The 26,915-nt window shown below is 55.3% G+C and carries 24 protein-coding genes; 16 read left to right on the top strand and 8 right to left on the bottom strand.

The window, feature by feature from the left end; translation table 11 throughout:
* The first annotated feature begins 495 nt into the window (after positions 1-495).
* Entirely contained in the window at positions 496-1,896 is a 1,401-nt protein-coding gene (gene mdtD / locus GVJ63_RS19400) for a multidrug transporter subunit MdtD (RefSeq protein ID WP_010258829.1), read from the top strand.
* On the opposite strand, the gene rbsR is transcribed toward mdtD, so the two are convergent.
* The 7 genes from rbsR to GVJ63_RS19365 form a co-directional block, all read right to left on the bottom strand.
* Positions 1,893-2,876, bottom strand: coding sequence for a ribose operon transcriptional repressor RbsR (rbsR, locus tag GVJ63_RS19395; RefSeq protein WP_033759297.1), 984 nt, complete (start codon positions 2,874-2,876; stop codon positions 1,893-1,895). The two genes, mdtD and rbsR, sit on opposite strands and share 4 nt — an antisense overlap.
* Positions 2,877-2,889: 13 nt before the next feature.
* Positions 2,890-3,819, bottom strand: coding sequence for a ribokinase (gene rbsK, locus GVJ63_RS19390; RefSeq protein ID WP_010258835.1), 930 nt, complete (start codon positions 3,817-3,819; stop codon positions 2,890-2,892).
* A gap of 62 nt (positions 3,820-3,881) precedes the next feature.
* Positions 3,882-4,757 (bottom strand): ribose ABC transporter substrate-binding protein RbsB, encoded by an 876-nt coding sequence (rbsB, locus tag GVJ63_RS19385; protein WP_010672181.1) that lies wholly within the window; start codon positions 4,755-4,757, stop codon positions 3,882-3,884.
* Between the two features lie 25 nt (positions 4,758-4,782).
* A complete protein-coding gene (gene rbsC / locus GVJ63_RS19380; RefSeq protein ID WP_010258841.1) occupies positions 4,783-5,754 on the bottom strand; it encodes a ribose ABC transporter permease in 972 nt (323 codons plus the stop codon).
* Positions 5,751-7,259: a ribose ABC transporter ATP-binding protein RbsA gene (rbsA, locus tag GVJ63_RS19375; RefSeq protein WP_033768394.1), complete on the bottom strand. Its 1,509-nt coding sequence runs from the start codon at positions 7,257-7,259 to the stop codon at positions 5,751-5,753. The genes rbsC and rbsA overlap by 4 nt, the downstream gene beginning before the upstream one ends.
* Positions 7,260-7,266: 7 nt before the next feature.
* Positions 7,267-7,686, bottom strand: coding sequence for a D-ribose pyranase (gene rbsD, locus GVJ63_RS19370; protein WP_003849483.1), 420 nt, complete (start codon positions 7,684-7,686; stop codon positions 7,267-7,269).
* Between the two features lie 182 nt (positions 7,687-7,868).
* Entirely contained in the window at positions 7,869-8,276 is a 408-nt protein-coding gene (locus GVJ63_RS19365) for a YgiW/YdeI family stress tolerance OB fold protein (protein WP_010258845.1), read from the bottom strand.
* A gap of 162 nt (positions 8,277-8,438) precedes the next feature.
* Here GVJ63_RS19365 and qseB point away from each other — a divergent pair, with 162 nt between their 5' ends.
* Complete coding sequence (gene qseB, locus GVJ63_RS19360; protein WP_010258847.1) at positions 8,439-9,110, top strand: quorum sensing response regulator transcription factor QseB; 672 nt, start codon at positions 8,439-8,441, stop codon at positions 9,108-9,110.
* Positions 9,098-10,453: a quorum sensing histidine kinase QseC gene (gene qseC, locus GVJ63_RS19355; RefSeq protein ID WP_129063202.1), complete on the top strand. Its 1,356-nt coding sequence runs from the start codon at positions 9,098-9,100 to the stop codon at positions 10,451-10,453. Before qseB ends, qseC begins: the two co-directional genes overlap by 13 nt.
* 15 nt (positions 10,454-10,468) lie before the next feature.
* On the opposite strand, the gene kup is transcribed toward qseC, so the two are convergent.
* Positions 10,469-12,337, bottom strand: a complete 1,869-nt coding sequence (kup, locus tag GVJ63_RS19350) for a low affinity potassium transporter Kup (RefSeq protein WP_010258849.1) — start codon at positions 12,335-12,337, stop codon at positions 10,469-10,471.
* A gap of 291 nt (positions 12,338-12,628) precedes the next feature.
* On the opposite strand from kup, the gene ravA reads away from it, so the two are divergent.
* From ravA to atpA, 13 genes are all read left to right on the top strand, one after another.
* Complete coding sequence (ravA, locus tag GVJ63_RS19345; protein ID WP_010258850.1) at positions 12,629-14,125, top strand: ATPase RavA; 1,497 nt, start codon at positions 12,629-12,631, stop codon at positions 14,123-14,125.
* A complete protein-coding gene (gene viaA / locus GVJ63_RS19340) occupies positions 14,122-15,582 on the top strand; it encodes an ATPase RavA stimulator ViaA (RefSeq protein WP_159227249.1) in 1,461 nt (486 codons plus the stop codon). Before ravA ends, viaA begins: the two co-directional genes overlap by 4 nt.
* Before the next feature lie 71 nt (positions 15,583-15,653).
* Positions 15,654-17,792, top strand: coding sequence for a 5-histidylcysteine sulfoxide synthase (gene ovoA, locus GVJ63_RS19335; protein ID WP_033759309.1), 2,139 nt, complete (start codon positions 15,654-15,656; stop codon positions 17,790-17,792).
* Between the two features lie 103 nt (positions 17,793-17,895).
* A complete protein-coding gene (asnC, locus tag GVJ63_RS19330) occupies positions 17,896-18,357 on the top strand; it encodes a transcriptional regulator AsnC (RefSeq protein WP_003849496.1) in 462 nt (153 codons plus the stop codon).
* 155 nt (positions 18,358-18,512) lie between these two features.
* On the top strand, positions 18,513-18,953 hold the full coding sequence (mioC, locus tag GVJ63_RS19325; RefSeq protein WP_010258855.1) for an FMN-binding protein MioC: 441 nt from the start codon (positions 18,513-18,515) through the stop codon (positions 18,951-18,953).
* Between the two features lie 432 nt (positions 18,954-19,385).
* Positions 19,386-21,275, top strand: coding sequence for a tRNA uridine-5-carboxymethylaminomethyl(34) synthesis enzyme MnmG (mnmG, locus tag GVJ63_RS19320; protein WP_010258857.1), 1,890 nt, complete (start codon positions 19,386-19,388; stop codon positions 21,273-21,275).
* 48 nt (positions 21,276-21,323) lie between these two features.
* Positions 21,324-21,941, top strand: coding sequence for a 16S rRNA (guanine(527)-N(7))-methyltransferase RsmG (rsmG, locus tag GVJ63_RS19315; protein WP_010258859.1), 618 nt, complete (start codon positions 21,324-21,326; stop codon positions 21,939-21,941).
* 711 nt (positions 21,942-22,652) lie between these two features.
* Positions 22,653-23,033: a F0F1 ATP synthase subunit I gene (atpI, locus tag GVJ63_RS19310; RefSeq protein WP_010258861.1), complete on the top strand. Its 381-nt coding sequence runs from the start codon at positions 22,653-22,655 to the stop codon at positions 23,031-23,033.
* Positions 23,034-23,041: 8 nt separating this feature from the next.
* Positions 23,042-23,860, top strand: a complete 819-nt coding sequence (atpB, locus tag GVJ63_RS19305; RefSeq protein WP_010258863.1) for a F0F1 ATP synthase subunit A — start codon at positions 23,042-23,044, stop codon at positions 23,858-23,860.
* Between the two features lie 105 nt (positions 23,861-23,965).
* Positions 23,966-24,205 carry a F0F1 ATP synthase subunit C gene (gene atpE / locus GVJ63_RS19300; protein WP_003849523.1) on the top strand — a complete coding sequence of 80 codons (240 nt, stop codon included), beginning with the start codon at positions 23,966-23,968 and terminating at the stop codon, positions 24,203-24,205.
* A 105-nt stretch (positions 24,206-24,310) separates the two neighbouring features.
* The gene (atpF, locus tag GVJ63_RS19295; protein ID WP_003849528.1) at positions 24,311-24,781 is read left to right on the top strand and encodes a F0F1 ATP synthase subunit B; all 471 of its coding nucleotides are present in this window, start codon (positions 24,311-24,313) and stop codon (positions 24,779-24,781) included.
* A 14-nt stretch (positions 24,782-24,795) separates the two neighbouring features.
* Positions 24,796-25,329 (top strand): F0F1 ATP synthase subunit delta, encoded by a 534-nt coding sequence (gene atpH, locus GVJ63_RS19290; protein WP_003849530.1) that lies wholly within the window; start codon positions 24,796-24,798, stop codon positions 25,327-25,329.
* A 14-nt stretch (positions 25,330-25,343) separates the two neighbouring features.
* Positions 25,344-26,885 carry a F0F1 ATP synthase subunit alpha gene (gene atpA, locus GVJ63_RS19285; protein WP_010258868.1) on the top strand — a complete coding sequence of 514 codons (1,542 nt, stop codon included), beginning with the start codon at positions 25,344-25,346 and terminating at the stop codon, positions 26,883-26,885.
* Positions 26,886-26,915: the final 30 nt, after the last annotated feature.

The raw sequence follows: 26,915 nt of genomic DNA, 5'->3' as shown, positions 1-26,915 counted from the left end.
CTGTAAAACGTCATAATGAATTTCATTATGTGTTCACTCGTGAGACTTGATATTTTTTACGTCCGGAGACGCTGATATCAATCCTGCGAGTGCCCACACAGATTGTCTGATAAATTGTTAAAGAGCAGTGCGAACAGTGCGTTAGCGTCCTGTCGCGAGGTGGCGTATATTACGCTTTCCTCCTGCAGAGTCAACCTCTTTCTCAGAAGTTTTTCTCCGGCGGCGCAGTCTCCTGTGCCTCTCAACCCGCTTCCCGTTGCCGGTGTTCCGTGTCGATGGAGGCGCATTATAGGGAGTTTCCGCGGGCTGACAAGCGTTTCTTTGAATTAATTTGCTGAGCGCATCTTTTTTAAACGAACGGCTTAAAAAGAGACGTTTCATGACGGAATAACGCACAAAAATCGCCATTAAACGTTGTAAAGAGACCTGCCGTTGCTTAATGCGGGTGCTATTATTTTGCTTCTTCTCGCAGGATAACCCCAGGAAGGATACTCAATGATAAAATCCGCGCGCAGCATGGCTGGTTTGCCATGGATAGCTGCCATGGCCTTTTTCATGCAGTCACTCGACGCCACCATACTGAATACTGCCCTGCCCGCTATCGCCACCAGCCTCGACCGTTCTCCTCTGGCCATGCAATCCGCCGTCATCAGTTACACCCTGACTGTCGCTATGTTGATTCCGGTCAGCGGCTGGCTCGCCGATCGCTACGGCACGCGCAAGGTATTTATCGTTGCCGTTTCGCTGTTCACCCTCGGCTCGCTGGCTTGTGCACTTTCTCCCACACTCCAGGTACTGGTCATCTCGCGCATCATACAGGGCGTCGGTGGCGCAATGATGATGCCGGTCGCGCGACTGGCGCTGTTACGCGCCTATCCGCGCAGTGAGCTCTTGCCGGTGCTCAACTTTGTCACCATGCCGGGATTAGTTGGCCCGATACTGGGGCCAATGCTGGGCGGCGTGCTGGTGACCTACGCGACCTGGCACTGGATTTTCCTGATTAATATCCCGATTGGCATTCTCGGCATTATCTACGCACGCAAATATATGCCGGACTTCACCACGCCGAAGCGCCGCTTCGACTTTTTCGGCTTCTTATTGTTCGGGGCTGGACTGGTGATGATCTCGATTGGGATTGAGCTGTTTGGCGAGCGGATTGTTTCCGCCTGGCTGGCGGGCGGGATATTACTCAGCGGGATTGTGCTTTTGCTTCTTTATATAGTGCATGCCCGAAATCACCCTTCGCCACTGATCAATCTGCCGATGTTTAAAACCCGGACGTTCTCAGTGGGCATCGGTGGCAACATCGCGTCACGTCTTGGCACCGGCTGTGTGCCCTTTTTGATGCCGCTCATGTTGCAGGTCGGCTTTGGCTATTCAGCGATTATCGCGGGCTGCATGATGGCACCCATCGCCATTGGTTCAATACTGGCGAAGTCGACGGTGACACAACTGCTGCGCTGGCTGGGTTACCGCCGCCTGCTGGTTGGCATTACCGCCATTATTGGCATTCTGATCGCCAGCTTCTCTCTGCAGTCGCCCGCTGAAAGCATCATTGTGCTCTTACTTCCGCTGTTTATTCTCGGCATGGCCATGTCTACGCAGTTTACCGCCATGAATACCATCACCCTGGCCGATCTGAATGATGATAACGCCAGCGGCGGTAACAGCGTGCTGGCCGTGACTCAGCAGCTAGCGATCAGTTTTGGTGTGGCCGTCAGCGCCGCGGTGCTGCGCTTCTACCAGGAGTTTGAAACCAGCACCATTTCACAGTTCCATGCCACGTTTATGACCATGGGCGTGGTAACAGTACTGTCGGCGCTGACCTTTATGCTGCTGAAAAACGGCGATGGCCGTAATCTGATCAGTAATCGCGACAAAAAGAAAAAGCGCTAAACCGATCCACGCACCACCAGTTCCGGCGTCAGCACCAGCGTTTGCTGACTGGCGTCGGGATTGCTGAGACGATGGAGCAGGGTGTCTATCGCCAGTTCACCCAGCGCATCTTTCGGTTGATGAATGGTACTCAGTGGCGGAGTGAGATAGCGCGCCAGTTCGATATCGTCATATCCCATTACCGCCATCTGCTGCGGAACCTGCATGCCGGCCTGGTAAAGTGCGTGATAAACGCCCACCGCCATGGCATCGTTGCTGGTGAAAACCGCTTCCGGCGGCGTTTCCAGCGCCAGCAGTTCGACCATCCCGTTGTAGCCTCCCTGGAATTCAAAGTCACCATTCACCACATAGCCGGGCAGAATCGCCAGGCCACTCTTTGTCATGGCGTTGCGATAACCTTCCAGGCGCATACGAGCCGGGGTTTTATCCTGTGGACCGGCGATACAGGCGATGCGGGTATAACCACTGTCGATAAGATGCTGAGTCGCCAGCTCCCCGCCCAGCAGCGCGTTATCCTGAATAATGTCACCACGGCCTTCAAACGGCGCCCAGTCCATCATGACGGCAGGTATAGAGGGATAACGGTTCAGAATGTCGGCCGAGGGCAGGTGACTTTCCGTACACATAATCAATAAACCGTCGACGCGCTTCTGCATCAGCGTTTCCAGGCTGCGGTTCATCCGCTCTTCATCACCTGCCGTGTTACAGAGAATCAGGCTGTAGCCACGCTGATAGCAGCTCTCCTCCACACCCCGCACCACTTCGGCATAAAATGGGTTACTACTGGTGGTCAGCAGCATACCGATCGTGTGCGTCTGATTGATTTTCAGACTGCGCGCCAGCGCAGAGGGGGCGTAATTCAGATGGCGGATGGCCTGCTCAACTTTTTCGCGCACGCCTTCACTAACAAAGCGATTGTTATTGATAACGTGCGAGACAGTGGAGGTAGAGACGCCCGCCAGGCGAGCGACATCTTTCATGGTGCTCAAATGCTTAGCCCTGCTGCTGCAAAAATTCATCGATCTCCGCGCGCCACGGCACGGAGGGCTGCGCACCCGAGCGGGTAACGGCGATAGCAGCGGCGGCATGGGCAAACCGCACCGCGTCATACATCGTTTTCTGCTCCAGTCGCGCGGTAATAAAGGCGCCATTAAAGGTATCGCCCGCCGCGATGGTGTCGATAGCTTTAACACTGAAGCCAGCAATACGCTGACCTTCTCCCTGCTCGCTCAGCCAGACACCGCGGCGACCCAGAGTAATCAGAACCGTGCCGATACCTTTCGCATGCAGTACTGCCGCAGCGCGGGCGGCATCTTCATCGTTGCTGACCGCAATGCCGGTCAGACTCTCGGCTTCGGTTTCATTCGGGGTAATAATGTCGATCAACGCCAGCAGTTCATCTGAGAGCTGGGTGGCGGGTGCAGGATTGAGAATAACCTGCGTCTGATGCTGTCGGGCAAGCGTCGCGGCGGCCAGCACACTTTCCAGCGGTGATTCCAGCTGCATTAATAGTGCATCGGCGTCGGCGATAACCTGCTGATGGCGCGTCACGCAGGCGGGTGTTAACGCCGCGTTTGCACCGGAGTAGATGCCGATGTTGTTCTCACCGTCACCATTGACGAAAATCATCGCCACGCCGGTTGACTCACCCTCGACCACTTCGACCGGCGTGGTATCAATATTGTCCTGGGCCAGTTGCTGACGAACACGTTCACCAATGTCGTCAGCGCCCACACAGGCGATAAATGCGATATCGGCACCAGCACGACCGGCGGCGACAGCCTGATTCGCACCCTTACCGCCAAACGCAATCTGATAATTCTGCCCGATCACCGTTTCACCGGGACGAGGAAAGTGCGCCAGATTAAGGATGTGGTCAGCGTTAATGCTGCCAAGAACGGCCAGTTTTGCGTTTTTGCTCATTAGGGGAGTCCGGAATAAGTGCGCCACCAGGAGGGTGGCGCAGTGCCCTGCTTTTCTTTGAGTTATTGAGTGACCAGCTTCAGGTCGACCGGGTTGATCGCCTTCACTTTTTCACCCTTCAGCACTTTATCAGCGGTATCTACGCCGATCATGCCAATTTTGTCTGGCATCTGTGCCACAGTCGCGGACAGTTTGCCACCTTCTACCGCTTTAACGCCATCAGCAGTACCGTCAAAACCAACGACGATCACACCAGTTTTACCGGCGGTCTGCAGCGCACGCAGTGCACCTAGCGCCATTTCGTCGTTCTGAGCGAATACGGCCTGAACGTCCGGGTGTGCCTGAAGCAGGTTCTGCATGACGTTCAGACCTTTGGTACGGTCAAAATCGGCTGGCTGGCTGGCGAGGATCTGGAATTTATGCGCATCAGCGGCCTGTTTGAAGCCTTCGCCACGCTCACGGGCGGCAGAAGTCCCGGCAATGCCCTGCAGTTCGATAATTTTGGCGTTTTCGCCGACTTTTTTGGCGATGAAGTCGCCGGCCATTTTACCGCCGAAACGGTTATCGGAGGCGACGTGGCTGACAACGGTGCCCTGTGCCGCAACGCGATCCAGCGTGATAACCGGGATGTTCGCCTGGTTAGCCATCTTCACCGCATTGCCCACAGCATCAGAGTCGGTTGGGTTGATCAGCAGCAGTTTGGTGCCGCGAACCGTCAGATCCTGCACGTTAGCCAGCTCTTTCGCCGGGTTGTTCTGTGAATCCAGCACCACCAGGTTGTAGCCCAGCTTGTCCGCTTCTTTCTGCGCACCCTCTTTCAGCGAAACAAAGAACGGGTTATTCAGGGTTGAAACCACCAGCGCGATAGTATCTTTGGCCATAGCGCTGGTACTGAGCGTTGCGCCAAGGATCACGGCCAGTGCGGTTAACTTTTTCATCATGTCATCCTGTGTAAGGTCAGAGTTATTTACTGCTTTTATTATCTACCAGCACCGCCAGCAGGATTACTACCGCCTTAACGATCATCTGGTAGTACGAAGAGACGCCCATCAGGTTCAGGCCGTTGTTCAGGAAGCCGAGGATCAGCGCGCCAATCAGGGTGCCGAAAATACGGCCCTTACCGCCTGCCAGGCTGGTTCCGCCCAGCACGACCGCAGCAATCGCATCCAGCTCATAGCCGGTACCCGCTGTCGGCTGTGCCGAAGAAAGGCGCGCCACTTCAATGGTGCCTGCCAGCGCTGCCAGCATGCCACTCAGTGAATAGACGATGATTTTGACGCGATTCACATTGATGCCGGAGAGACGCGTTGCCGCTTCATTACCGCCAAGCGCATAGATATAGCGACCCAGACGGGTGTGCTGCAGCATGTACCAGGCAGCAATAAAGACCAGCGCCATCAGCCAGACCGGCGCAGGGATACCCAGCGGACGACCAATACCAAACCAGCCCAGCAGATCGGCATTGGCATTAAAACCCGTGTTTACCGGACTGCCATCGGTGTAGACCATGGTGACACCGCGCAGCAGCAGCATCATGACCAGCGTGGCGATAAACGCCTGCACTTTGCCGCGCGCCACAATGGTGCCGGTCAGGGCACCGATTGCCGCTCCCAGCGCCAGCGACGCCGCCACCGCGACCAGGGCATTGACCTCCATACCCACCAGCGATGCACCCACCGCGCCAGTCAGGGCCAGCAGCGATCCCACAGAGAGGTCGATACCAGAAGTCAGGATCACCAGCGTCATCCCGACCGCCATAATGGCGTTAACCGAGGTCTGCTGCAGAATGTTGAACAGGTTCGCCACGGTAAAGAAGTTCGGGCTCTGGCTGGCCACCACGGCGATCAGCACCATCAGCGCAATCAGCGACTTCTGTTCCAGTAGCCAGCTTTTGCTAAACCAGCGACGGCTGGCAGGTAAAGTTTGAGTCGTCATACCACTAAATCCTCGCTGTGTTGCTTGCCTACGGCGGCGGCCATCAGGCTCTCCTGAGTGGCTTCTTCTCGGGTAAATTCGCCGCTGATACGGCCTTCATGCATCACCAGAATCCGATCGCTCATGCCCAGCACTTCCGGCATTTCCGAGGAGACCAGAATGATGCTCAGCCCTTCGGCTTTAAACTGGTTAATCAGTTGATAGATCTCTTTCTTCGCGCCGACATCCACACCGCGTGTCGGTTCATCCAGAATCAGTACGTTAGGCCGGGTCATCAGCCCGCGGGCAATCGCCACTTTCTGCTGGTTGCCGCCCGAAAGCAGACCAATGGGCTGCTCCATTGAAGGCGTTTTAACGTTAAACAGCCGGATAAAGTCGCCCACGGCCAGCTGCTCTGCCGCATGTTTCAGCGTGCCGCTGCCGTGACTGAAATAGCCTAACGCTGTCAGCGACATGTTCTCTTTTACTGACATGCCCAGCACCAGGCCATCGCGCTTACGATCTTCGGAGATATAGACGATGCCGTTAGCCAGCCCATCCTGCGGTGAGCGCGTCACCACTTCCCGACCATTGAGCCACAGTGTGCCTTCGCGACGCGGCAGGGCGCCGTAAAGCACCTTCATCAGTTCGGTACGGCCCGCGCCCATCAAGCCAGACACGCCGAGGATTTCACCTTTGCGCAGGCTGAAACTGACGTTATCCACGCCCGGTCCGCTGACGTTTTCCACTTTCAGCCGCACGTCGCCTGGTGCCTGATCAATATGGGGATATTGATCTTCCAGCTTACGGCCGACCATCATCTCGATCAGGCTCTCTTCAGTCAGCTCGCTGACCGGGCGTTCAGCAATAAACTGACCGTCGCGGAACACCGTGACGTCATCGCAGATCTCAAAGATCTCTTTCATGCGATGCGAGATATAGACGATGCCGCAGCCCTGCGCTTTCAGTTCGTTGATCACCCGGAACAGCGACAGCGTTTCGGTATCAGTCAGCGCATCGGTCGGCTCATCCATGATGATCACCTGCGACTCAAAGCTCAGGACTTTGGCGATTTCGACCATCTGCTGATCGCCAATCGACAAATCCCCCACCAGCTTGTGGCTGCTGAAGCGCAGATTAAGCCGTTTAAGCAGCGCATCAGCTTCGGCATACATACGCGGCCACTGGATACGGCCAAAACGGCTGACATATTCGCGGCCGAGAAAAATATTCTCCGCCACGGTTAATTGAGGGATCAGGTTCAGTTCCTGATGAATGATGCCAATACCCGCTTCCTGAGACGCTTTCGGCCCGCTGAAACGGGTCTCTTTGCCCAGCCAGCGCAGCGTACCGGCATCATATTGATAGATGCCGGTCAGAACTTTCATCATGGTGGACTTGCCTGCGCCGTTCTCGCCCACCAGCGCCATCACGCGTCCTGCCCGGACATTCAGCGACGCCCCCTTGAGGGCTTTCACACCCGGAAAGGATTTTTCAATGCCGTCGAGTTGCAGTAAAAGTTGCATAGCGGCCTCAGAAGGTCACACCGGCGCTGAGGATGACATTCGCAAACGGAGAGCACTCTCCGCTGCGAATGACCGCCTGACTACGCTGCGTTTGTTGTTTGAATTGTTCATGACTGGTGTAGCTGATGGTGATGATATTCCCCTGGTGCTGTTGCAAGGCTTCGAGCACGGCGACAAGCGCGCTATGAAGTTGCGGATTATGCTGCTTAATCTCTTCCGCGATCAGGGCGCTCTCTACCTGCATCTCCAGTGCGACAGCATTAACCACCTGCATAAAATCGGGCGTACCCGGCGTGAGCGCTAAATCGATGCGCTGCGGTCCGGCCGGAATCGGCAAGCCTGCATCGGCAATCGTCAGCGTATCCGTGTGTCCCAGGCGGGCAATCACATGAGAGAGTTCAGCGTTTAACAAGCGACCTTTTTTCATCTTTTCACTCCACAGCGAAACGTTTCGCTGTCAGGAGTGTATGAAAAGCCGCCATCAACTCAACCGGCAAAGAAGAAATCTGTGATCGCTATCGAAACGTTTCGCTCACGCGGGGAGAAATTTGTATTAAGTCGGGGGAGGGGCAGAAAAAAGGGCCGCGAACGCGGCCCCGGAGGAGAGGATTAAGGCAGTTTCTTAACCTGCTTAACGTCCATCTCAATGCTGTTGAAATCTTTATCCAGTTCACCCGTCAGCTCGACGTTGTCTTTAGGTGAGATAGTCTGGCCGTTCCAGTGCTTGTGGTCGATTTCGACTTTCATGGTGCCGGTCTGGTCGCGGAACAGATAATCTTCGTTGCCGATCTGTTTCTCCAGCTTACCGCGCACGGTGACCCAGCTGTCATCTTTCATCTCTTCAGCCTGCTTTACGGTCACCACACTGGTGTGATCGGCACTGAAACCACCCTGACCGGCTGCTGCCTGCGTCTGTGCGGCTGGCGCACTGGGATCAACAAATCCACCCTGCTGTGCAGCGAAAACCGGGGCGGAAGCCAGCATTACGACGGCCAGAATTGCAGCGTGCTTTTTCATTTTGTCACCTCTTTTCCATGATGTGGTTCGTCTTGTTGAGCTTAGTTGACCATAAAGTTCTTAACAGCTTCTTAAGAGGCAAAAATAAGCTATTTTCGCCGAAATCAGCTGTACAAGCAGGAAGTTGCTTCGTATAAAGCGCTATCGGAACAGGGAGACGTGATGCGTATTTTACTGATTGAAGATGATCGTTTAATTGGCGACGGTATCAAGGCGGGGCTGAGTAAACTGGGCTTCAGCGTTGACTGGTTTACCTCTGGTGAGGCGGGCTTTAACGCGCTGGAGGCCGCGCCCTGGGATGCGGTGATCCTGGATCTCTCACTGCCCGAGCGGGATGGGCTCGATATTCTGCGGCAGTGGCGACAGCAGGGCAAAGATGTACCGGTACTGATACTGACCGCACGCGATGCGCTCGATCAGCGGGTCGAAGGCCTGCAACTGGGAGCCGACGACTATCTGTGTAAACCCTTTGCCTTAACCGAAGTGGCTGCTCGCTTACAGGCGCTGATCCGCCGCCGTCATGGCCAGCTGCAGCCCGAACTCCGGCACGGTAATGTGGTGCTGATCCCCGGCAGCCATAGTGTGATGCGCGAAGGTGAGGCGATTGCGCTGAAAAGCCGTGAACTGGCGCTGCTGGAACTGTTTATGCGAAACCCGGGCCGGGTGCTGACACGCAGCCAGCTGGAAGAGAAGCTCTACAACTGGGACGCCGATGTCTCCAGCAATGCGGTAGAGGTTCACATTCATCATCTGCGTAAAAAACTGGGCAGCCAGTTTATCCGCACGCTGCACGGCGTCGGTTATACCCTGGGAGCGGCTGAATGCGATCAATGAGCCTGTTTCTGCGGCTGGGTATCGGTTTTGTGCTGCTGCTCGGGATCTGCTGGGCCAGCGCCAGCCTGAGTGCCTGGCATCAGACACGTGAAACCCTTGATGAGCTCTTCGATACCCAGCAGATGCTGCTGGCAAAGCGTCTGCTGACGCTGGATTTCTCCTCGCTGGACAACGCCACTCTGCCTAAAACCAAAGAGATACTGCGCCACCATCGCGGCGATCAGGATGACGACGCCCTGGCCTTTGCCGTCTTCACGCGTGACGGCCGGCAGGTGATGAATGATGGTGACAATGGCCGCTACCTGCCGTTTGAGGCGGAGTATCAGGGATTTCATGAGGGCCAGCTCACCAATGATGACGATCGCTGGCGGTTTGTCTGGCTGACTACGCCCGACCAGCAGTTCCGGGTGGTGGTGGGTCAGGAGTCCGAATACCGTGACGACATGACGCGGGATCTGATGAAAGCCAGCATGCTGCCCTGGCTGATCGCGCTGCCCTTTATGTTGCTGCTGCTGATCGGTCTGGTCTGGTCTGAACTGCGCCCCCTGAAGACGCTGGCACAGCAGCTGGCTCAGCGCGCACCCGATGATGATACGCCGCTGCAGGCAGACCGCGTGCCGAAAGAGGTGCAACCGCTGATGGTCGCGCTCAATGGTCTGTTCAGCCGCATCAGCGCAATGATGCAGCGTGAACGGCGCTTTACCTCTGATGCCGCACATGAGCTGCGCAGTCCGCTGGCGGCGCTGCAGGTGCAAAGCGAGGTGATCCAGCTGACTGCGGATGATGAAGTGATGCGAAGCCATGCGCTACAGCAACTGGATGCCGGCATTATCCGCGCAACCCGGCTGGTGGATCAGCTGCTGACGCTCTCACGGGTTGAAGCTGATGATGCACGCAGCGCCTTCGAAACGGTGGCGCTGAAACGCACGGTCCAGGAGACGCTGGCTGCACAGCTGCCGCTGGCGGATAAAACGGGTGTCACGCTGCGGCTGCATGCTGACGCCGATCCGCAGATTCAGGGGCATCCGCTGTTACTGTCACTGCTGGTGCGTAATCTGCTGGATAATGCCATTCGCTATACGCCAGCGGGCAGCGAAGTTGATGTGCGGCTTCAGGCGAATAGCCTGTCGGTAGAGGATAACGGCGAAGGTCTGAGTGCAGCCGATCTGCAACGGCTTGGTGAACGTTTCTGGCGACCGCCAGGTCAGGAGAAAAGCGGAAGCGGGCTGGGATTATCGATAGTCCGCAATATCGCCCAGTTGCACGGGATGCAGGTCAGCTTCAGCCAGCGCTCGGGCGGCGGATTATGCGTTATGCTGCGCTGGTCAGCGCCCGCCCTGTAAGGCGGGCGCTGCAGATCAAATCTCGACCTGGGTGCCCAGCTCAATCACCCGGTTTGGCGGGATCTCAAACTGGTCTGGCGCACGGAGCGCATTGCGCTGCAGCGCCAGGAAGAGTTTGCCACGCAGGCGCAGATACCACGGCCGTTTGCCGATAATCAGCGACTCATGCGACATGAAGAACGATGTCTCCATCATGCGGCAGTTGAGCCCTTCCAGCCCGCAGCGGTGGAAAATCTCCTCGACGTTTGGCGTTTCGCGCCAGCCGTAGCTGGCCACCACCCGCCAGAAGGTGGGTGACAGCTGCTCAATCGTCACGCGACGCACGTTGTGCACGTAAGGCGCATCTTCTGTCCGCAACGTCAGCAGCACCACCCGCTCATGCAACACTTTGTTGTGCTTAAGGTTATGCAGCATGGCAAACGGAATCACATTCAGCGCACGCGACATATAGACCGCCGTGCCCGGCACGCGAACCGGCGGCGATTTCTCCAGTGACGCGATCATCGCCTCCAGAGAGTTGCCATGCTCGTGCATGCGGCGCAGCAGGCGGAAACGTTCGCTTTTCCACGTCGTCATAATGATAAACATCACCAGGCCGAGACAGAGCGGCAGCCAGCCACCGGAGAAGATTTTCACCAGGTTGGCGGTAAACAGCGGCACATCAATACAGAGCATCAGTACCAGGATGACGGCAACCGCCAGCTTATTCCAGTGCCAGTTTTTAACCGCCACGGTACAGGAGAGCATCGCGGTCAGCACCATGGTGCCGGTGACGGCGATACCGTAGGCCGCAGCCAGATTACTTGAATGCTCAAAGCTGATAATCACAATCAGCACGGCGAAGTAGAGTACCCAGTTAATCACCGGAATATAGATCTGGCCCGATTCGCGCTCAGAGGTGTGGATGATACGCATCCCCGGCAGATAACCCAGTCGCACCGCCTGACGCGTCAGCGAGAAGACGCCGGAGATCACCGCCTGCGAGGCAATCACCGTGGCCAGCGTCGCCAGAATCAGCATCGGGATCAGCGCCCAGTCCGGCGCCAGCAGGAAGAAAGGGTTTTTAATCGCTTTGGGATCGCTGAGTAACAGCGCGCCCTGACCAAAGTAGTTCAGGACCAGCGACGGCAGCACCACCGAGAACCAGGCCAGTCGGATCGGCACTTTACCGAAGTGACCCATATCGGCATACAGCGCTTCAACCCCGGTAATCGCCAGTACCACCGCGCCAAGCGCGAAGAATGAGACAGATTTATAGTGCAGGAAGAACTCGACCGCATAGGCGGGATTCAGCGCATGCAGCACTTCCGGGTTTTTCATGATGCCGCTGACCCCAAGGATCGCCAGCACCAGGAACCACACCAGCATCACCGGCGCGAAGAGTTTGCCCACCATGCCGGTGCCATGTTTCTGAATCGCAAACAGCAGCGTCAGCACCGCAATCGACATCGGCACAATAAAGGGATCCAGCGACGGCGCGGCAATCTCCAGGCCTTCAATGGCTGACATCACCGAAATGGCCGGCGTGATGACCACTTCCCCATAGAAGAAGCTGCCGCCAATCAGGCCCATGATCACCAGCACTGCCGTGGCGCGTGCACCCGTATGGCGGCCCGCCAGCGACATCAGTGTCAGAATACCGCCTTCACCGGCATTGTCGGCGCGCATCACATAACTGATGTACTTCAGTGATACCACCAGCACCAGCAGCCAGAAAATCAGCGACAAAAAGCCAAACACCGCTTCCCGCTCAACGCCGAAACCGAACTGTCCGGAGAGACATTCACGCAAGGTATACAGCGGACTGGTGCCGATATCCCCGTAAACAACACCAATAGCGGCCAGCGTTAATCCGCGAAGTGACTGCTTATTATCCGAGCTCATAGAGTTATCTTTTGTTGGAGTCAAAGAGGCGCAACAACCCCTCGCTCAGGCCATCAAAAAGCGCACAGTATGCACGGTTTGCCGAAAATTCCTATACCCGCTTCGCCTGTCTGCCAGGGTAACGGGGTGGTTTCAGGCATTAAAGCGTTAATCAGCGCCGCTTTCAAAGCAGGCAAACCTTATGAAACAAAAAAGCTGACAGCTATCAACGCTTTCACGCATGATGATCTATAGAGTAAGGCGCTTGCTGAAGCGCGGCGGCCCGACGATCGTAAGGACATTGAAGTGATTATGGCTCAACCCCATCTTTTGGCAGAAAGAATTTCTCGCCTTAGCAATGCGTTAGAAAAAGGATTGTATGAGCGACATCATGCCATCCGCCTTTGCCTGCTGGCAGCGCTGAGCGGTGAAAGCGTATTCCTGCTGGGACCGCCCGGCATCGCCAAGAGCCTGATTGCCCGCCGCCTGAAATATGCCTTTCAGCACGCCCGCGCCTTTGAATATCTGATGACCCGTTTCTCCACACCGGAAGAGGTGTTTGGCCCGCTATCTATTCAGGCACTGAAGGATGAAGGGCGCTATCAGCGCCTCACTAAAGGTTATCTGCCCGACGCGGAGATTGTTTTTCTGGATGAGATCTGGAAAGCCGGCCCGGCGATTCTGAATACCCTGCTGACCGCTATCAACGAACGCCGCTTCCGCAATGGCGACAGCGAAGAGGCCATTCCGATGCGTCTGCTGGTCACCGCCTCCAATGAAATGCCGGAAGCGGACAGCGGCCTTGAAGCGCTCTATGACCGGATGCTAATCCGCCTGTGGCTGGATAATGTGCATGAGAAGCAGAACTTTCGCAGCATGCTGACCCATCAGCAGGATGAGCACACCAATCCGGTCGCGGAATCCCTGCGCATCAGTGATGAGGAGTATGCGCAGTGGCAGCTCGGCATCAGTCAGGTCAGCCTCCCGGATGCGGTGTTCGAGCTGATTTATCAGCTGCGCCAGCAACTGGAAAGCCAGCCCGCTGCGCCCTATATTTCCGATCGTCGCTGGAAAAAAGCTATTCATCTGCTGCAGGCCAGCGCCTTTTACAGTGGCCGCAGCGCCATTGCGCCGATAGACCTGATCCTGCTGAAAGATTGCCTCTGGCACGACGTCGCGTCCATGCAGCTGCTGGAGCGCGAAATCGATCAGCTGATGACACAGCACGCCTGGCAGCAGCAGCCGATGCTGCTGAAACTGCATCAGATAAAAGCGCGTCGCATGGCTCTGCAGCAGCAACAGAGCATCGCACAGGCGATCACCCTGGAAAAACACAGCGGCATGTTCAGTCGCAAACCCCATTACGATCTGCCGGAAAGCTTCACTGATGAGCAACTGACGCTAATGCTGCAAAAGCCGCTGATGCTGCATGATATGCAGGTGACACATCTGGTTATCGCGCGTGATGCACTGAATCAGTGGCTGCAGAAAGGGGGCGAGGTTCGCGGCAAGCTCAATGGAATTGGCTTTGCGCAGAGTCTGGATTTACAGGTGGATGCGCAGCACTGCCTGGCTATCCGTGATGTCAGCCTGCAATCGTCGCGTCTGACACTGCCTGGCGTCAGCAACAGCGAGCCGCTGCCCGGTGAGATCACCGAAGCGCTGGATGCACTGGAGAGTGAACTGCGGTCGCAGCGTCATCTGTTCAGCCAGCACCAGCGCTGCCTGTTTATCAGTGATGACTGGCTGGCGCGCGTTGAAACCAGCCTGCAGGATGTGGCGGAACAGTTGAAACAGGCGCGTAAATGATCCCACTGGAGACGCTCAGCACACTGCTCTCCGTGGGTGAAACCGAACTGATTGAAGAGCTGATTATTGCCCTGCTGGCGTCTCCACAGCTGGCGCTGTTTTTTGAAAAGTTTCCCGGGCTGAAAAAAGCACTGTTACGCGATGTGCCACGCTGGCGAGCGGAGATCAACGCTGAGCTCAAAGCCACGCCGGTTCCGGCCACGCTGGCCGAAGAGTTTCAGCTGTTCCAGCGGGTACAACTCCTCAGCGATCGTGAATTCAGCCACCAGCTGAATGCCACGCTTCAGGCGCTTGAAAGCCTGCCTTCCCCTTTTCTGGATGAAGCCAACCGGCTGCTGCAGCACACCGATATCAGCCATCTCAGCAGCGCGCAGCACCAGCTTTTTCTACAGCGCTGGCGGCTGAGCCTGACCTTACAGACCCTGACGCTGAATCAGACGTTGCTGGAACAGCAGCGCGAACGCCTGCTGGCGGAACTGCAGCAGCGTATGGCGCTGAGCGGTCAGCTGGCACCGATTCTTGGCGACGATGACGAAGCCGCCGCTGGCCGGCTGTGGGACATGAGCAAAGCGTCACTGCAGCCTGGCGACTATCAACTGATGCTGCAATATGGCGACTTTCTGGCGCAGCAGCCGGAGCTGCTGAAACTGGCCCAGCAGCTGGGTCGCAGCCGCGAGGCAAAATCGGTGCCGTCGCAGGATACCCCTATGGAGGCCTTGCACCATATGGTGCAGGAACCTGCGGCCGTGCCGGAGGAGGTCAGCGGCATTCACCAGAGCGATGACGTGCTGCGTCTGCTGCCGCCGGAGTTAGCTGCGCTGAGTATCAGTGAACTGGAGCTGGAGTTTTACCGGCGGCTGGTAGAGAAACGGCTGCTGACCTACAAGCTGCAGGGCGATGCCTGGCATGAAAAGGTCACGATGCGTCCTGCCAGCCACCAGCAGCATGAAGAGCAGCCACGCGGGCCTTTCATCGTCTGCGTCGATACCTCGGGTTCGATGGGTGGCTTCAATGAGCGCTGCGCCAAAGCGTTTTGTCTGGCGCTGCTGAAAGTCGCGCTGGCCGATCGCCGTCGCTGCTACATCATGCTGTTTGCGCATGAGGTGATCGGCTATGAACTGACCGGTGATGACGGGCTGGAACAGGCGATTCGCTTTCTCAGTCAGCGCTTTCGCGGCGGCACCGATCTGGCAGCCTGCCTCTCTTCCGTTGTGACCCGAATGGAAGGCGTCCTGTGGCAGGAAGCCGATGCGGTGATCGTCTCCGATTTTATTGCCCAGCGTCTGCCGGAAGAGGTGATCGGGACTATTAAAACGCGTCAGCGAAATAATCAGCAACGTTTTCACGCCGTGGCTATGTCGGCCCACGGGAAACCAGGCATTCTGCGCATCTTCGACCATATCTGGCGTTTCGATACCGGCATGAAAAGCCGTCTGCTGCGTCACTGGCGGCGTTAAGTCATCGGGCAGAAATGCATATTTGCTATAGTAAATTACCGTTTCACTTACTCAGCAATCTGGAGCTTCCTGTGACGCTTGCTCAACCTCATCGCGATCTGCCTGCGCCGACGCGAACGCTACTGCTCTCCGGCCATAACATTGAACAAAAACGTGCCGAATTGCTGGCCTATTTCCACCAGACCTGGGAACAGTATGAAAGTCTGTTTACCTGTCTGGCCGATTCCCAGGCCTGGTTTACCAAAGCCATTCCGCTGCGCCATCCTTTAATCTTCTATTTTGGCCACACCGCTACCTTCTACATTAATAAGCTGATGGCCGGACGCCTTATCGACGCGCGTCTGGACGATCGTATCGAAGCGATGATGGCGATTGGTGTGGATGAGATGAGCTGGGATGATCTCAACGACAGCCACTATGACTGGCCCACTGTCGAAGAAGTCCGCGAATACCGCGGGCGCGTTAAAGCGCTGGTCAGCGATCTGATCCAGACCCTGCCGCTGACTCTGCCGATCACCTGGGAGAGTCCGGCCTGGGTGATCCTGATGGGCATTGAGCATGAGCGTATTCATCTGGAAACGTCCAGCGTACTGATACGCCAGTTACCGGTCGGGTGGGTGAAACCCCAGCCCGCGTGGCCGGTCTGCCCGATGGCGCGCCACCAGCGCGAGGCTGTTCCGGCCAATACCCTGCTGCCGATGCCCGGCGGCACGGTCACGCTGGGTAAAACCGACGATACCTATGGCTGGGATGTCGAATATGGCCGCCAGCAGATCGCGCTGCAGCCGTTCAGGGCGAGCAAAATGCTGGTCAGCAACGCGGAATTCCTGGCGTTCGTTGAGGCGGGGGGTTATCAGGACGCTCGCTGGTGGGATGACGAAGGCTGGGGCTGGTGTCAGTTTGCTAAAGCGGAGATGCCCACCTTCTGGGTCGGCACGCCTGCGATGCCCGATCAGCTTAAACTGCGTCTGATGTGTGAAGAAGTCGCGATGCCGTGGGACTGGCCAGCCGAGGTTAACCAGCTGGAAGCGGCGGCCTTCTGCCGCTGGAAAGCGGATCAGACCGGAATGAGTGTTCAGCTCCCCTGTGAAGCGGAGTGGGCTCAGCTGCGCGAACAGGTCGCGGGCGATCAGCCGGATTGGGATCGGGCACCGGGTAACATTAACCTGGCGTACTGGGCTTCCTCTTCACCGGTCGATCTCTTCGCCCAGGGTGACTTCTTCGATATCGTCGGTAACGTCTGGCAGTGGACGACCACGCCGACCAACGGCTTTGAAGGTTTTAAAGTCCACCCGCTTTACGATGATTTCTCTACCCCGACCTTTGATGGCAAACATTCGCTGATCAAAGGCGGTAGCTGGATATCGACCGGCAACGAAGCGCTGAAATCGGCACGCTATGCGTTCCGCCGCCACTTCTTCCAGCATGCCGGTTTCCGCTACGTGGTTTCCAGCCATCAGGAAACCATGGCGCTGAACCCGTATGAATCTGACGCCATGGTGTCGCAATACCTCGACTTCCAGTATGGCCCGCGCTATTTCGGCGTGGATAACTATGCCGAAAGCCTGGTAAACCTGGCGCTGAACTACACCACAGCACGCGGCGAGGCACTGGATATCGGCTGTGCCACCGGACGCGCCAGTTTTGAACTGGCCCGCCACTTTGAACGTGTCACCGGCATGGACTACTCGGCGCGCTTCATCGATGTGGCGCTTCAGCTGGCCAGCGGCGAAGACTTCCGTTATCTCCTGCCACAGGAAGGCGATCTGGTGGAGTATCGCCAGGTTCGCCTGAAAGATTTCGCGCTGGAGAGCGAACTGGCGCAGCGGATTCAGTTTGTTCAGGGCGACGCCTGTAACCTTAAGCCGCAACCCGCCCGTTACGATCTGGTACTTGCATCCAACCTGATCGATCGCCTGCGTCAGCCCGCACGCTTCCTGCGGGATGTCACGCCGATGCTGCGTCAGGGCGGCATTCTGGTGCTCTCATCGCCCTATACCTGGCTGGAGGATTTCACGCCGAAGGAGAACTGGCTGGGCGGCGTGCGTGAAAACGGTGAGGCACTGACGACGCTGCAGGCACTGCAACGTCTGCTGGCGGCCGACTTCGACCTGGTCGATGAACCGCAGGATAAACCGTTTGTGATCCGCGAAACGGCCCGCAAGTTCCAGCATACGCTGGCGCAGGTCACCGTCTGGCGCAAACGCTAAGTGAACCGGCAGCGACGCCCGTCGCTGCCGGGAGTTGCCTGAACCACTATTTTGCTGCACATTCATCCTTGTTTACTTAAGCAGACCAATAACGAGGATAGCCATGGCCGAACATCTGCAGCTCGATAACCTGGATCGCGGCATTCTGAATGCCCTGCTCGACAATGCGCGCACTGCTTACGCCGAGCTGGCAAAACAGTTTAACGTCAGCCCCGGCACCATTCATGTCCGCGTGGAGAAGATGAAGCAGGCGGGCATTATCCTGGGCACCCGGGTTGATATCGATCCGCGCCAGCTGGGGTTTGATGTCTGCTGTTTTATCGGCATCATCCTTAAGAGCGCGCGTGACTATCCGGCGGCACTGAGCAAACTGGATGCGCTGGATGAAGTGGTTGAAGCCTGGTACACCACCGGCCACTACAGCATCTTTATTAAGGTGATGTGCCGGTCCATTGATGCCCTGCAACAGGTGCTGATCAACAAGATCCAGACCATAGATGAAATTCAGTCGACGGAAACGCTGATCTCGCTGCAAAACCCGATCATGCGCACTATCAAGCCCTGATCCTTCTCCGCCTTGTGCATAATCTTATCCCTGACGAATGTGGCGGCTGGCAACGGCTGCGTTCGCTTCTCTTAATCTATTAACCCTGTTGTCCACAGGTGGATCACCGCTTGATCACAGCGTACAATGCTCGCCTTAATGTCCGGGAGAGCAAGATGGCCGATATTACCTTAATCAGTGGCAGTACTCTGGGTAGCGCAGAGTATGTGGCTGAACATCTGGAAGAAAAATTACAGGAAGCGGGCTTCTCAACGCAGATGCTGCATGGCCCGGAGCTGGATGAAGTGCCACATGAGGGTATCTGGCTGGTGGTCTGTTCAACTCACGGTGCAGGCGATATTCCCGATAACCTGCTGCCGCTGTTCGAAGCCATCACGGAAAGCCAGCCCGATCTCTCGCAGGTCCGGTTTGGTGCCATCGGACTCGGCAATCATGAATATGATCTCTTTTGTGGCGCGATCCGCCAGATTGAAGCCCTGTTAATTGCTCAGGGTGCCCGCCAGATCGGCGATCGTCTGGAGATTGATGTGCTGGAGCATGAGATCCCTGAAGATCCCGCAGAAGCCTGGCTGGAAAGCTGGAAAAAGGCGATCTGAAGGGGGCTGGGGATCGCGAAATAGTGACGATCCCCAGTGGAAGATGCTGATTTTATCCTTTTCCGCTCGTTTATTTTGTGGATAACTACCCTCTTTTACTGCGTATAACCGGTAGTTATCCAAAGAACAACCGTAGAATGAATTTTGAGCTGTGGATAACATGCCATTTTGATCCCAGCTTATACGGATCAGGATCACCGATCACTAACAGGTAGTGATCCTCTTCATCCTGTTGTTTCTGCTGTGCTTCTGGCACATATCCACAGAAAAGCGGGATCCTAATAAGAGATCTAACAGAAAGATCATATACAGATCTAAGATCCTTTCTTTTAAAACCGGACGATCCCGCGGCTTTCACCCCAGACGGAATTTGAGTAGAATCCACGCCCCAGGACGACGATCCTGCAAGTTCATCAACCGAGGTACCACTTCATGTTTTATCAGGATCCTTTTGACGTCATCGTAATTGGTGGTGGTCATGCGGGCACCGAAGCCGCAATGGCGGCAGCCCGAATGGGTCAGCAAACCCTGTTACTCACCCATAACATTGATACGCTTGGACAAATGTCCTGTAACCCGGCGATTGGTGGGATTGGCAAAGGACATTTGGTGAAGGAAGTGGATGCCCTGGGTGGTCTGATGGCCAGTGCGATTGACCAGGCGGGTATCCAGTTTAGGATACTAAACGCCAGCAAAGGTCCGGCAGTGCGGGCAACTCGTGCTCAGGCGGATCGCGTGCTCTATCGCCAGGCAGTGCGTACGGCACTGGAGAACCAGCCCAATCTGATGATCTTCCAGCAGGCGGTCGACGATCTTATCGTGGAAAACGATCGTGTGGTGGGTGCAGTCACCCAGATGGGACTGAAGTTCCGCGCGAAAACCGTCGTCCTCACCGTCGGCACGTTCCTTGACGGCAAAATTCATATCGGTCTGGATAATTACAGTGGCGGTCGTGCAGGTGATCCCCCGTCCATTCCGCTGGCAAAACGACTGCGTGCGCTGCCGCTGCGGGTAGACCGCCTCAAGACTGGTACGCCACCGCGTATCGATGCGCGCACCATCGATTTTTCAGTGCTCAGCCCGCAGCACGGCGATAACCCGATGCCGGTGTTCTCGTTTATGGGCAATGCGTCTCAGCATCCGCAGCAGGTACCGTGCTGGATCACTCACACCAATGAGAAAACCCATGAGGTGATCCGCAATAATCTGGATCGCAGCCCGATGTACGCCGGGATCATCGAGGGGATCGGTCCACGCTACTGCCCGTCGATCGAAGACAAAGTGATGCGCTTTGCCGATCGTAACTCGCATCAGATCTTCCTGGAGCCGGAAGGGCTGACCAGCAATGAGATCTACCCGAATGGCATCTCAACCAGTCTGCCATTTGACGTGCAGATTCAGATCGTTCGTTCCATGCAGGGCATGGAGAATGCGAAGATCGTGCGTCCGGGCTATGCCATCGAGTATGACTTCTTCGATCCACGCGATCTCAAACTGACGCTGGAGAGCAAATTTATTCACGGCCTGTTCTTTGCCGGCCAGATCAACGGCACAACCGGCTACGAAGAAGCCGCTGCGCAGGGGATGCTGGCGGGTCTGAATGCCGCCCGTCAGTCTGCGGACAAAGAGGGCTGGGCACCACGTCGTGACCAGGCTTATCTGGGCGTACTGGTTGATGACCTCTGTACGCTCGGTACCAAAGAGCCGTACCGGATGTTTACCTCCCGTGCTGAATATCGTCTGATGCTGCGCGAAGACAATGCCGATCTGCGTCTGACCGAAACCGGTCGTGAACTGGGTCTGGTGGATGATGCGCGCTGGGCGCGTTTCAATCAGAAGCTGGAAGCGATTGAACAGGAGCGTCAGCGCCTGCGCGATATCTGGGTCCATCCGAAGTCAGAGCACGTGACGGAAGTGAATACGGTACTCAGCGCGCCGCTGACCAAAGAAGCGAGCGGCGAAGATCTGCTGCGCCGTCCTGAGCTGACCTATCTGAAGCTGATGACGCTGGATGCCTTTGGTCCGGCACTGGCTGATGAGCAGGCCGCTGAGCAGGTTGAGATTCAGGTCAAATATGAAGGTTATATCGCGCGTCAGCAGGAAGAGATCGATCGCCAGCTGCGCAACGAGAACACGCTGTTACCGGTGGAGCTCGACTATCGCCAGGTGAACGGCCTCTCAAATGAGGTTATCGCCAAGCTGAACGATCACAAACCGAGTTCGATTGGTCAGGCGACGCGTATCTCCGGTATTACGCCGGCGGCCATCTCAATTCTGCTTATCTATCTGAAAAAACAGGGTCTGCTGCGTAAAAGCGCCTGATCTGAAAACGGGGCGAGGAGACTCGCCCCCGCTGAATGGACTTATGCTGTGATCAACACACTCACGTCGCTGCTACAGGCAGCCGGTATTTCCCTCTCCGATCAACAAAAACAGCAGCTGGTTGCCTATGTCGGCCTGCTGGATAAGTGGAACAAAGCCTACAATCTGACATCAGTGCGCGATCCGCAGCAGATGCTGGTACGCCATATCCTCGACAGCATCGTGGTGGCGCCGCATCTGCAAGGCTCACGTTTCATTGATGTGGGAACCGGACCAGGACTGCCTGGCATTCCGCTGGCTATCGTGATGCCTGATGCGCACTTTACGTTGCTCGACAGCCTGGGCAAGCGGGTGCGTTTCCTGCGTCAGGTTCAGCATGAGTTAGGACTCACTAACATTACTCCGGTGCAGAGCCGGGTTGAGGCGTTCCCGGCTGAGCCGCCCTTTGATGGCGTGATCAGTCGTGCATTTGCCTCGCTGACCGACATGGTGAACTGGTGTCATCATCTGCCGGGAAGAGAAGGGCGCTTCTTCGCGCTGAAAGGCGTGCGTCCGGACGATGAAATTGCGGAGTTACCGGCAGGCTACGTCTCTGATGCTGTGATTAAGTTGCAGGTACCACAGCTGGAAGGTGATCGTCACCTGGTCATTCTTCGTCACCAATAGGCTTTCGACTGGCAGAGATTTAGCGTTTATCTGCCAGTGATTTTCGTCAGTTCCGGGATGAAAAAAGTGCAGATGATGCGCTATCAATAAAAGATTTTGATTAAGCCCTGGCTGACCGAAGGTTAAAACGCTGACGGAAATTATCCGAAAAGCTCTGTTACATTTAACGTTTAATTCACATTCAGTTATCAGAAATATCACTTGTATAGGCGGGTCGCTGAATAAAAGTAGTCACGGCAGAAAATATATCGCGGTAATAACTTTGCGTGCGTAATATCAATTACACGATTCTTAAGCACAGTTCGATGTCAATAGCGTGTTTTCTGTGAAAATAGTCTTGCAGATGCATTTTTATAATTTCAATGATTTGATTTTATTGAGTTAATTTGTAATACAGATTGTTCTTAAATAGCGCGAAGATAAAACTCAGTGTAGTGAAAGTGCTTATTATGTGATCTAAAGCACGCTTTAAAAGCAAGTTGCGAGAGAATTTTCAGTCAGATTAGGGTGAATCTCTGCAGGGTAATCTTTGGAAAAATAGCCCTCCGGAAAGAAATTTAAATAATTGTTCACCTTTTCGCTACTTACCGATTGAAATCGCAGGTGCGGCCCGTATAATTTGCACGGCTTTTGCTGCTTGACTCAACTGCGCAAAGGCAGTCTTATACGACACGCGACATACCCCTAACGGGGCAGGAGAGTATCAGCGTCATGTCAGTGTCTCTTTACAGTGTAAAATACGCCCGAACGGTGCTGATGATTCAGCTGGTGACGATAGTCATCATCGGTGCACTCTTTGCTCTTAAAGATGTCATCTGGGGTCTCTCTGCTCTTGCTGGCGGTGCGGCAGCCTGGCTGCCAAACGTATTGTTTTTGTTTTTAGCCTGGCGCCTGCAGGGGCAAACCCCAGCTTCGGGGCGAGTCGCGTGGAGCTTCGCTTTGGGTGAAATAGCCAAAGTGTTTGCGACCATCATTTTGCTCATTGTGGCGTTGGGTCTATTCGGAGCGGTTTTCTGGCCGGTCGGAATAACCTGGTTATCGGTGCTGGTGGTACAAATGCTGGCACCGGCGGTAATTAACAACAAAGGGTAAGAGGCATCATGGCTGCAGGAGAAATCTCTACTCCGCAAGAGTACATTGGTCACCACCTGACTCATCTTCAGTTGGACCTGCGTACCTTCGAGATAGTGAATCCGCACGACGCTCCCGCGACGTTCTGGGTATTAAATATCGATTCCATGTTTTTCTCTATGGTGCTGGGAATCATCTTCCTGGTGTTGTTCCGTAGCGTGGCAAAATCTGCCACCAGCGGTGTGCCAGGGAAAATGCAGGCGGCTATCGAACTGGTTGTCGGTTTCGTCGATAGTAACGTGCGCGACATGTATCACGGTAAGAGCAAACTTATCGCCCCGCTGGCTCTGACAATCTTTGTCTGGGTCTTCCTGATGAACTTCATGGATCTGCTGCCAATCGACTTGCTGCCATATATTGGCGAGCACGTATTGGGGTTACCGGCGCTGCGCGTCGTACCATCTGCAGACGTGAACATCACGCTATCTATGGCGTTGGGCGTATTTATTTTGATTCTGTTCTACAGCATCAAAATGAAAGGCATTGGCGGCTTCACTAAAGAGCTGACGCTGCAGCCTTTTAACCACCCGATCTTCATCCCGATCAACCTGATTCTGGAAGGTGTGAGCCTGCTGTCTAAGCCTGTATCACTGGGTTTACGACTGTTCGGTAACATGTATGCGGGTGAACTGATCTTTATCCTTATTGCCGGTCTGTTGCCGTGGTGGTCGCAGTGGGTGCTGAATGTGCCGTGGGCCATTTTCCACATCCTGATCATTTCGCTACAGGCTTTCATTTTCATGGTCCTCACGATTGTCTATCTGTCGATGGCATCTGAAGAACATTGATTTTTTTCTCAACACTACTTTCCCTCTTGATTTCGGGTTGCAGCGCACACCGCTGAAGCCCGGAAGATGAAGGGAGCATTTAACTGAAACAAACTGGAGACTGTCATGGAAAACCTGAATATGGATCTGCTGTACATGGCTGCCGCTGTGATGATGGGCCTGGCGGCAATCGGTGCTGCGATCGGTATCGGCATCCTCGGAGGAAAATTCCTGGAAGGCGCTGCTCGTCAGCCTGACCTGATTCCTCTGCTGCGTACGCAGTTCTTTGTTGTAATGGGTCTGGTGGATGCAATCCCGATGATCGCTGTTGGTCTGGGTCTGTACGTGATGTTTGCTGTCGCCTAAAGCCCTGTGTTCACTCAGCGCACAATGTGCAAGGGTGAACGGATTCTGCCGCTTATCGTTGATAACGGCAGAAAAGTTAAATACTCAATCTAGAGGCATTGTGCTGTGAACATTAATGCAACAATCCTCGGCCAGGCTATCGCGTTCATCCTGTTTGTCGCGTTCTGCATGAAGTACGTATGGCCGCCGCTCATGGCTGCTATCGAAAAGCGCCAGAAAGAAATTGCTGAAGGCCTTGCTTCTGCTGAACGTGCAAAGAAAGATTTGGATCTCGCGCAGGCTAATGCGACCGACCAGCTGAAAAAAGCCAAAGAAGACGCTCAGGTCATTATCGAGCAAGCGAACAAGCGTCGCGCGCAGATTCTGGACGAAGCCAAAACCGAAGCTGAAAACGAACGTAATCGCATCGTGACACAAGCGCAGGCTGAAATTGACGCTGAACGCAAACGTGCGCGTGAAGAACTGCGTAAGCAGGTCGCGTTGCTGGCTATGGCTGGCGCCGAGAAGATCATCGAACGCTCCGTGGATGAAGCTGCTAACAGCGACATCGTTGATAAACTGGTCGCTGAACTGTAAGGAGGGAGGGGCTGATGTCTGATCTGATTACTGTAGCTCGCCCCTACGCCAAAGCAGCTTTTGACTTTGCTGTTGAGCATCAAAGTATTGAACGCTGGCAACAGATGCTGGCGTTTGCCGCAGAAGTGGCTCGCAATGAACAGATGGCTGATCTTCTCTCAGGTGCATTAGCACCCGAAGCGCTGGCAGCGTCGTTTAACGCAGTCTGTGGTGATCAACTGGATGAACCCGCGCAGAACCTGATTAAGGTGATGGCGGAAAACGGACGTTTGACAGCGCTTCCGGCTGTACTGGCCCAATACATCGAACTGCGTGACGCTCATGAAGCCACCGCTGAAGTTGATGTTATCTCCGCCAGTACGCTGAGTGACGACCAGCTGAATAAAATCAGCGCCGCGATGGAAAAACGTCTGTCACGCAAAGTTAAGCTGAATTGCAAAATTGATAAGTCTGTGATGGCAGGCGTGATCATCCGTTCGGGTGATCTGGTTATTGATGGCAGCGTACGCGGCCGTCTTGACCGTCTGGCTGACGTCTTGCAGTCTTAAGGGGACTGGAGCATATGCAACTGAATTCCACCGAAATCAGCGAACTGATCAAGCAGCGCATTGCTCAGTTCAATGTCGTGAGTGAAGCTCACAACGAAGGTACGATTGTTTCTGTAAGTGACGGTATCATCCGCGTACACGGCCTGGCCGATGTCATGCAGGGTGAGATGATTGCCCTGCCGGGCAACCGTTACGCTATCGCCCTGAACCTCGAGCGTGACTCGGTTGGTGCAGTGGTGATGGGCCCTTACGCTGACCTCGCCGAAGGCATGAAGGTTAAGTGTACTGGCCGTATTCTTGAAGTACCGGTAGGCCGTGGCCTGCTGGGCCGCGTAGTGAACACCCTGGGTGCTCCTATCGACGGTAAAGGCGCAATCGACAACGACGGTTTCTCACCGGTTGAAGTCATTGCACCTGGCGTTATCGACCGTCAGTCAGTCGACCAGCCGGTTCAGACCGGTTATAAGTCGGTCGATGCGATGATTCCAATCGGCCGTGGCCAGCGTGAGCTGATCATCGGTGACCGTCAGACCGGTAAAACCGCAATGGCGATCGATGCGATCATCAACCAGCGCGACTCAGGCATCAAGTGTGTCTACGTTGCGATTGGTCAGAAAGCCTCAACCATCTCTAACGTGGTTCGTAAGCTGGAAGAGCATGGCGCACTGCAGAACACCATCGTTGTTGTAGCGTCTGCTTCTGAATCTGCTGCACTGCAGTATCTCTCTCCGTACGCAGGCTGTGCGATGGGCGAATACTTCCGTGACCGCGGTGAAGATGCGCTGATCGTATACGATGACCTTTCTAAGCAGGCTGTCGCGTACCGTCAGATTTCTCTGCTGCTGCGCCGTCCACCAGGTCGTGAAGCATTCCCTGGCGACGTGTTCTATCTCCACTCCCGTCTGCTGGAACGTGCATCACGCGTAAGCGCTGATTATGTAGAGCGTTTCACCAATGGCGCAGTGACAGGTAAAACCGGTTCACTGACCGCGCTGCCGATCATCGAAACCCAGGCGGGCGATGTTTCTGCGTTCGTTCCGACCAACGTAATCTCGATTACTGATGGTCAGATCTTCCTGGAATCGAACCTGTTCAACTCCGGTATTCGTCCGGCCGTTAACCCAGGTATTTCGGTATCCCGCGTAGGTGGTGCTGCACAGACCAAGATCATCAAGAAACTGTCCGGTGGTATCCGTACCGCGCTGGCACAGTATCGTGAACTGGCGGCATTCTCGCAGTTCGCCTCTGATCTGGATGATGCAACCCGCAAACAGCTGAGCCACGGTCAGAAAGTGACCGAGCTGCTGAAGCAGAAACAGTATGCGCCGATGTCTGTCGCACAGCAGGGTCTGGTTCTGTTCGCTGCAGAGCGTGGCTATCTGAACGACGTTGAACTGGCAAAAATTGGCAGCTTCGAAGCTGCACTGCTGGCCTTCGCCGATCGCGACCACGCTGAGCTGATGGCTGAAATCAACCAGTCGGGTAACTTTAATAACGATATCGAAGCCAAGCTGAAAGGCCTGGTCGAGACGTTTAAAGCAACCCAGTCCTGGTAATGTCTGGCGGCTTGTCTGAAAAGGCAGGCC

It is taken from the genome of Pantoea sp. 18059 (assembly GCF_902706165.1).
Classification (GTDB): Bacteria; Pseudomonadota; Gammaproteobacteria; order Enterobacterales; family Enterobacteriaceae; genus Pantoea; species Pantoea agglomerans.
Note: the sequence above shows the minus strand (reverse complement) of the source record. Positions and strands in the feature narration are given on the sequence as shown.

Excerpts from the sequence above, each read along its gene's own strand:
- rbsA (WP_033768394.1), bottom strand. The coding sequence starts at position 7,259 with ATGCAACTTTTACTGCAACTCGACGGCATTGAAAAATCCTTTCCGGGT.
- ravA (WP_010258850.1), top strand. The coding sequence starts at position 12,629 with ATGGCTCAACCCCATCTTTTGGCAGAAAGAATTTCTCGCCTTAGCAAT.
- atpE (WP_003849523.1), top strand. The coding sequence starts at position 23,966 with ATGGAAAACCTGAATATGGATCTGCTGTACATGGCTGCCGCTGTGATG.
- rbsK (WP_010258835.1), bottom strand. The coding sequence starts at position 3,819 with ATGAGCAAAAACGCAAAACTGGCCGTTCTTGGCAGCATTAACGCTGAC.
- mioC (WP_010258855.1), top strand. The coding sequence starts at position 18,513 with ATGGCCGATATTACCTTAATCAGTGGCAGTACTCTGGGTAGCGCAGAG.
- atpA (WP_010258868.1), top strand. The coding sequence starts at position 25,344 with ATGCAACTGAATTCCACCGAAATCAGCGAACTGATCAAGCAGCGCATT.
- rbsC (WP_010258841.1), bottom strand. The coding sequence starts at position 5,754 with ATGACGACTCAAACTTTACCTGCCAGCCGTCGCTGGTTTAGCAAAAGC.
- atpB (WP_010258863.1), top strand. The coding sequence starts at position 23,042 with ATGGCTGCAGGAGAAATCTCTACTCCGCAAGAGTACATTGGTCACCAC.
- rbsR (WP_033759297.1), bottom strand. The coding sequence starts at position 2,876 with ATGAAAGATGTCGCTCGCCTGGCGGGCGTCTCTACCTCCACTGTCTCG.
- mnmG (WP_010258857.1), top strand. The coding sequence starts at position 19,386 with ATGTTTTATCAGGATCCTTTTGACGTCATCGTAATTGGTGGTGGTCAT.
- rbsB (WP_010672181.1), bottom strand. The coding sequence starts at position 4,757 with ATGAAAAAGTTAACCGCACTGGCCGTGATCCTTGGCGCAACGCTCAGT.
- atpH (WP_003849530.1), top strand. The coding sequence starts at position 24,796 with ATGTCTGATCTGATTACTGTAGCTCGCCCCTACGCCAAAGCAGCTTTT.
- atpI (WP_010258861.1), top strand. The coding sequence starts at position 22,653 with ATGTCAGTGTCTCTTTACAGTGTAAAATACGCCCGAACGGTGCTGATG.
- kup (WP_010258849.1), bottom strand. The coding sequence starts at position 12,337 with ATGAGCTCGGATAATAAGCAGTCACTTCGCGGATTAACGCTGGCCGCT.
- qseB (WP_010258847.1), top strand. The coding sequence starts at position 8,439 with ATGCGTATTTTACTGATTGAAGATGATCGTTTAATTGGCGACGGTATC.
- viaA (WP_159227249.1), top strand. The coding sequence starts at position 14,122 with ATGATCCCACTGGAGACGCTCAGCACACTGCTCTCCGTGGGTGAAACC.
- asnC (WP_003849496.1), top strand. The coding sequence starts at position 17,896 with ATGGCCGAACATCTGCAGCTCGATAACCTGGATCGCGGCATTCTGAAT.
- mdtD (WP_010258829.1), top strand. The coding sequence starts at position 496 with ATGATAAAATCCGCGCGCAGCATGGCTGGTTTGCCATGGATAGCTGCC.
- GVJ63_RS19365 (WP_010258845.1), bottom strand. The coding sequence starts at position 8,276 with ATGAAAAAGCACGCTGCAATTCTGGCCGTCGTAATGCTGGCTTCCGCC.
- rbsD (WP_003849483.1), bottom strand. The coding sequence starts at position 7,686 with ATGAAAAAAGGTCGCTTGTTAAACGCTGAACTCTCTCATGTGATTGCC.
- qseC (WP_129063202.1), top strand. The coding sequence starts at position 9,098 with ATGCGATCAATGAGCCTGTTTCTGCGGCTGGGTATCGGTTTTGTGCTG.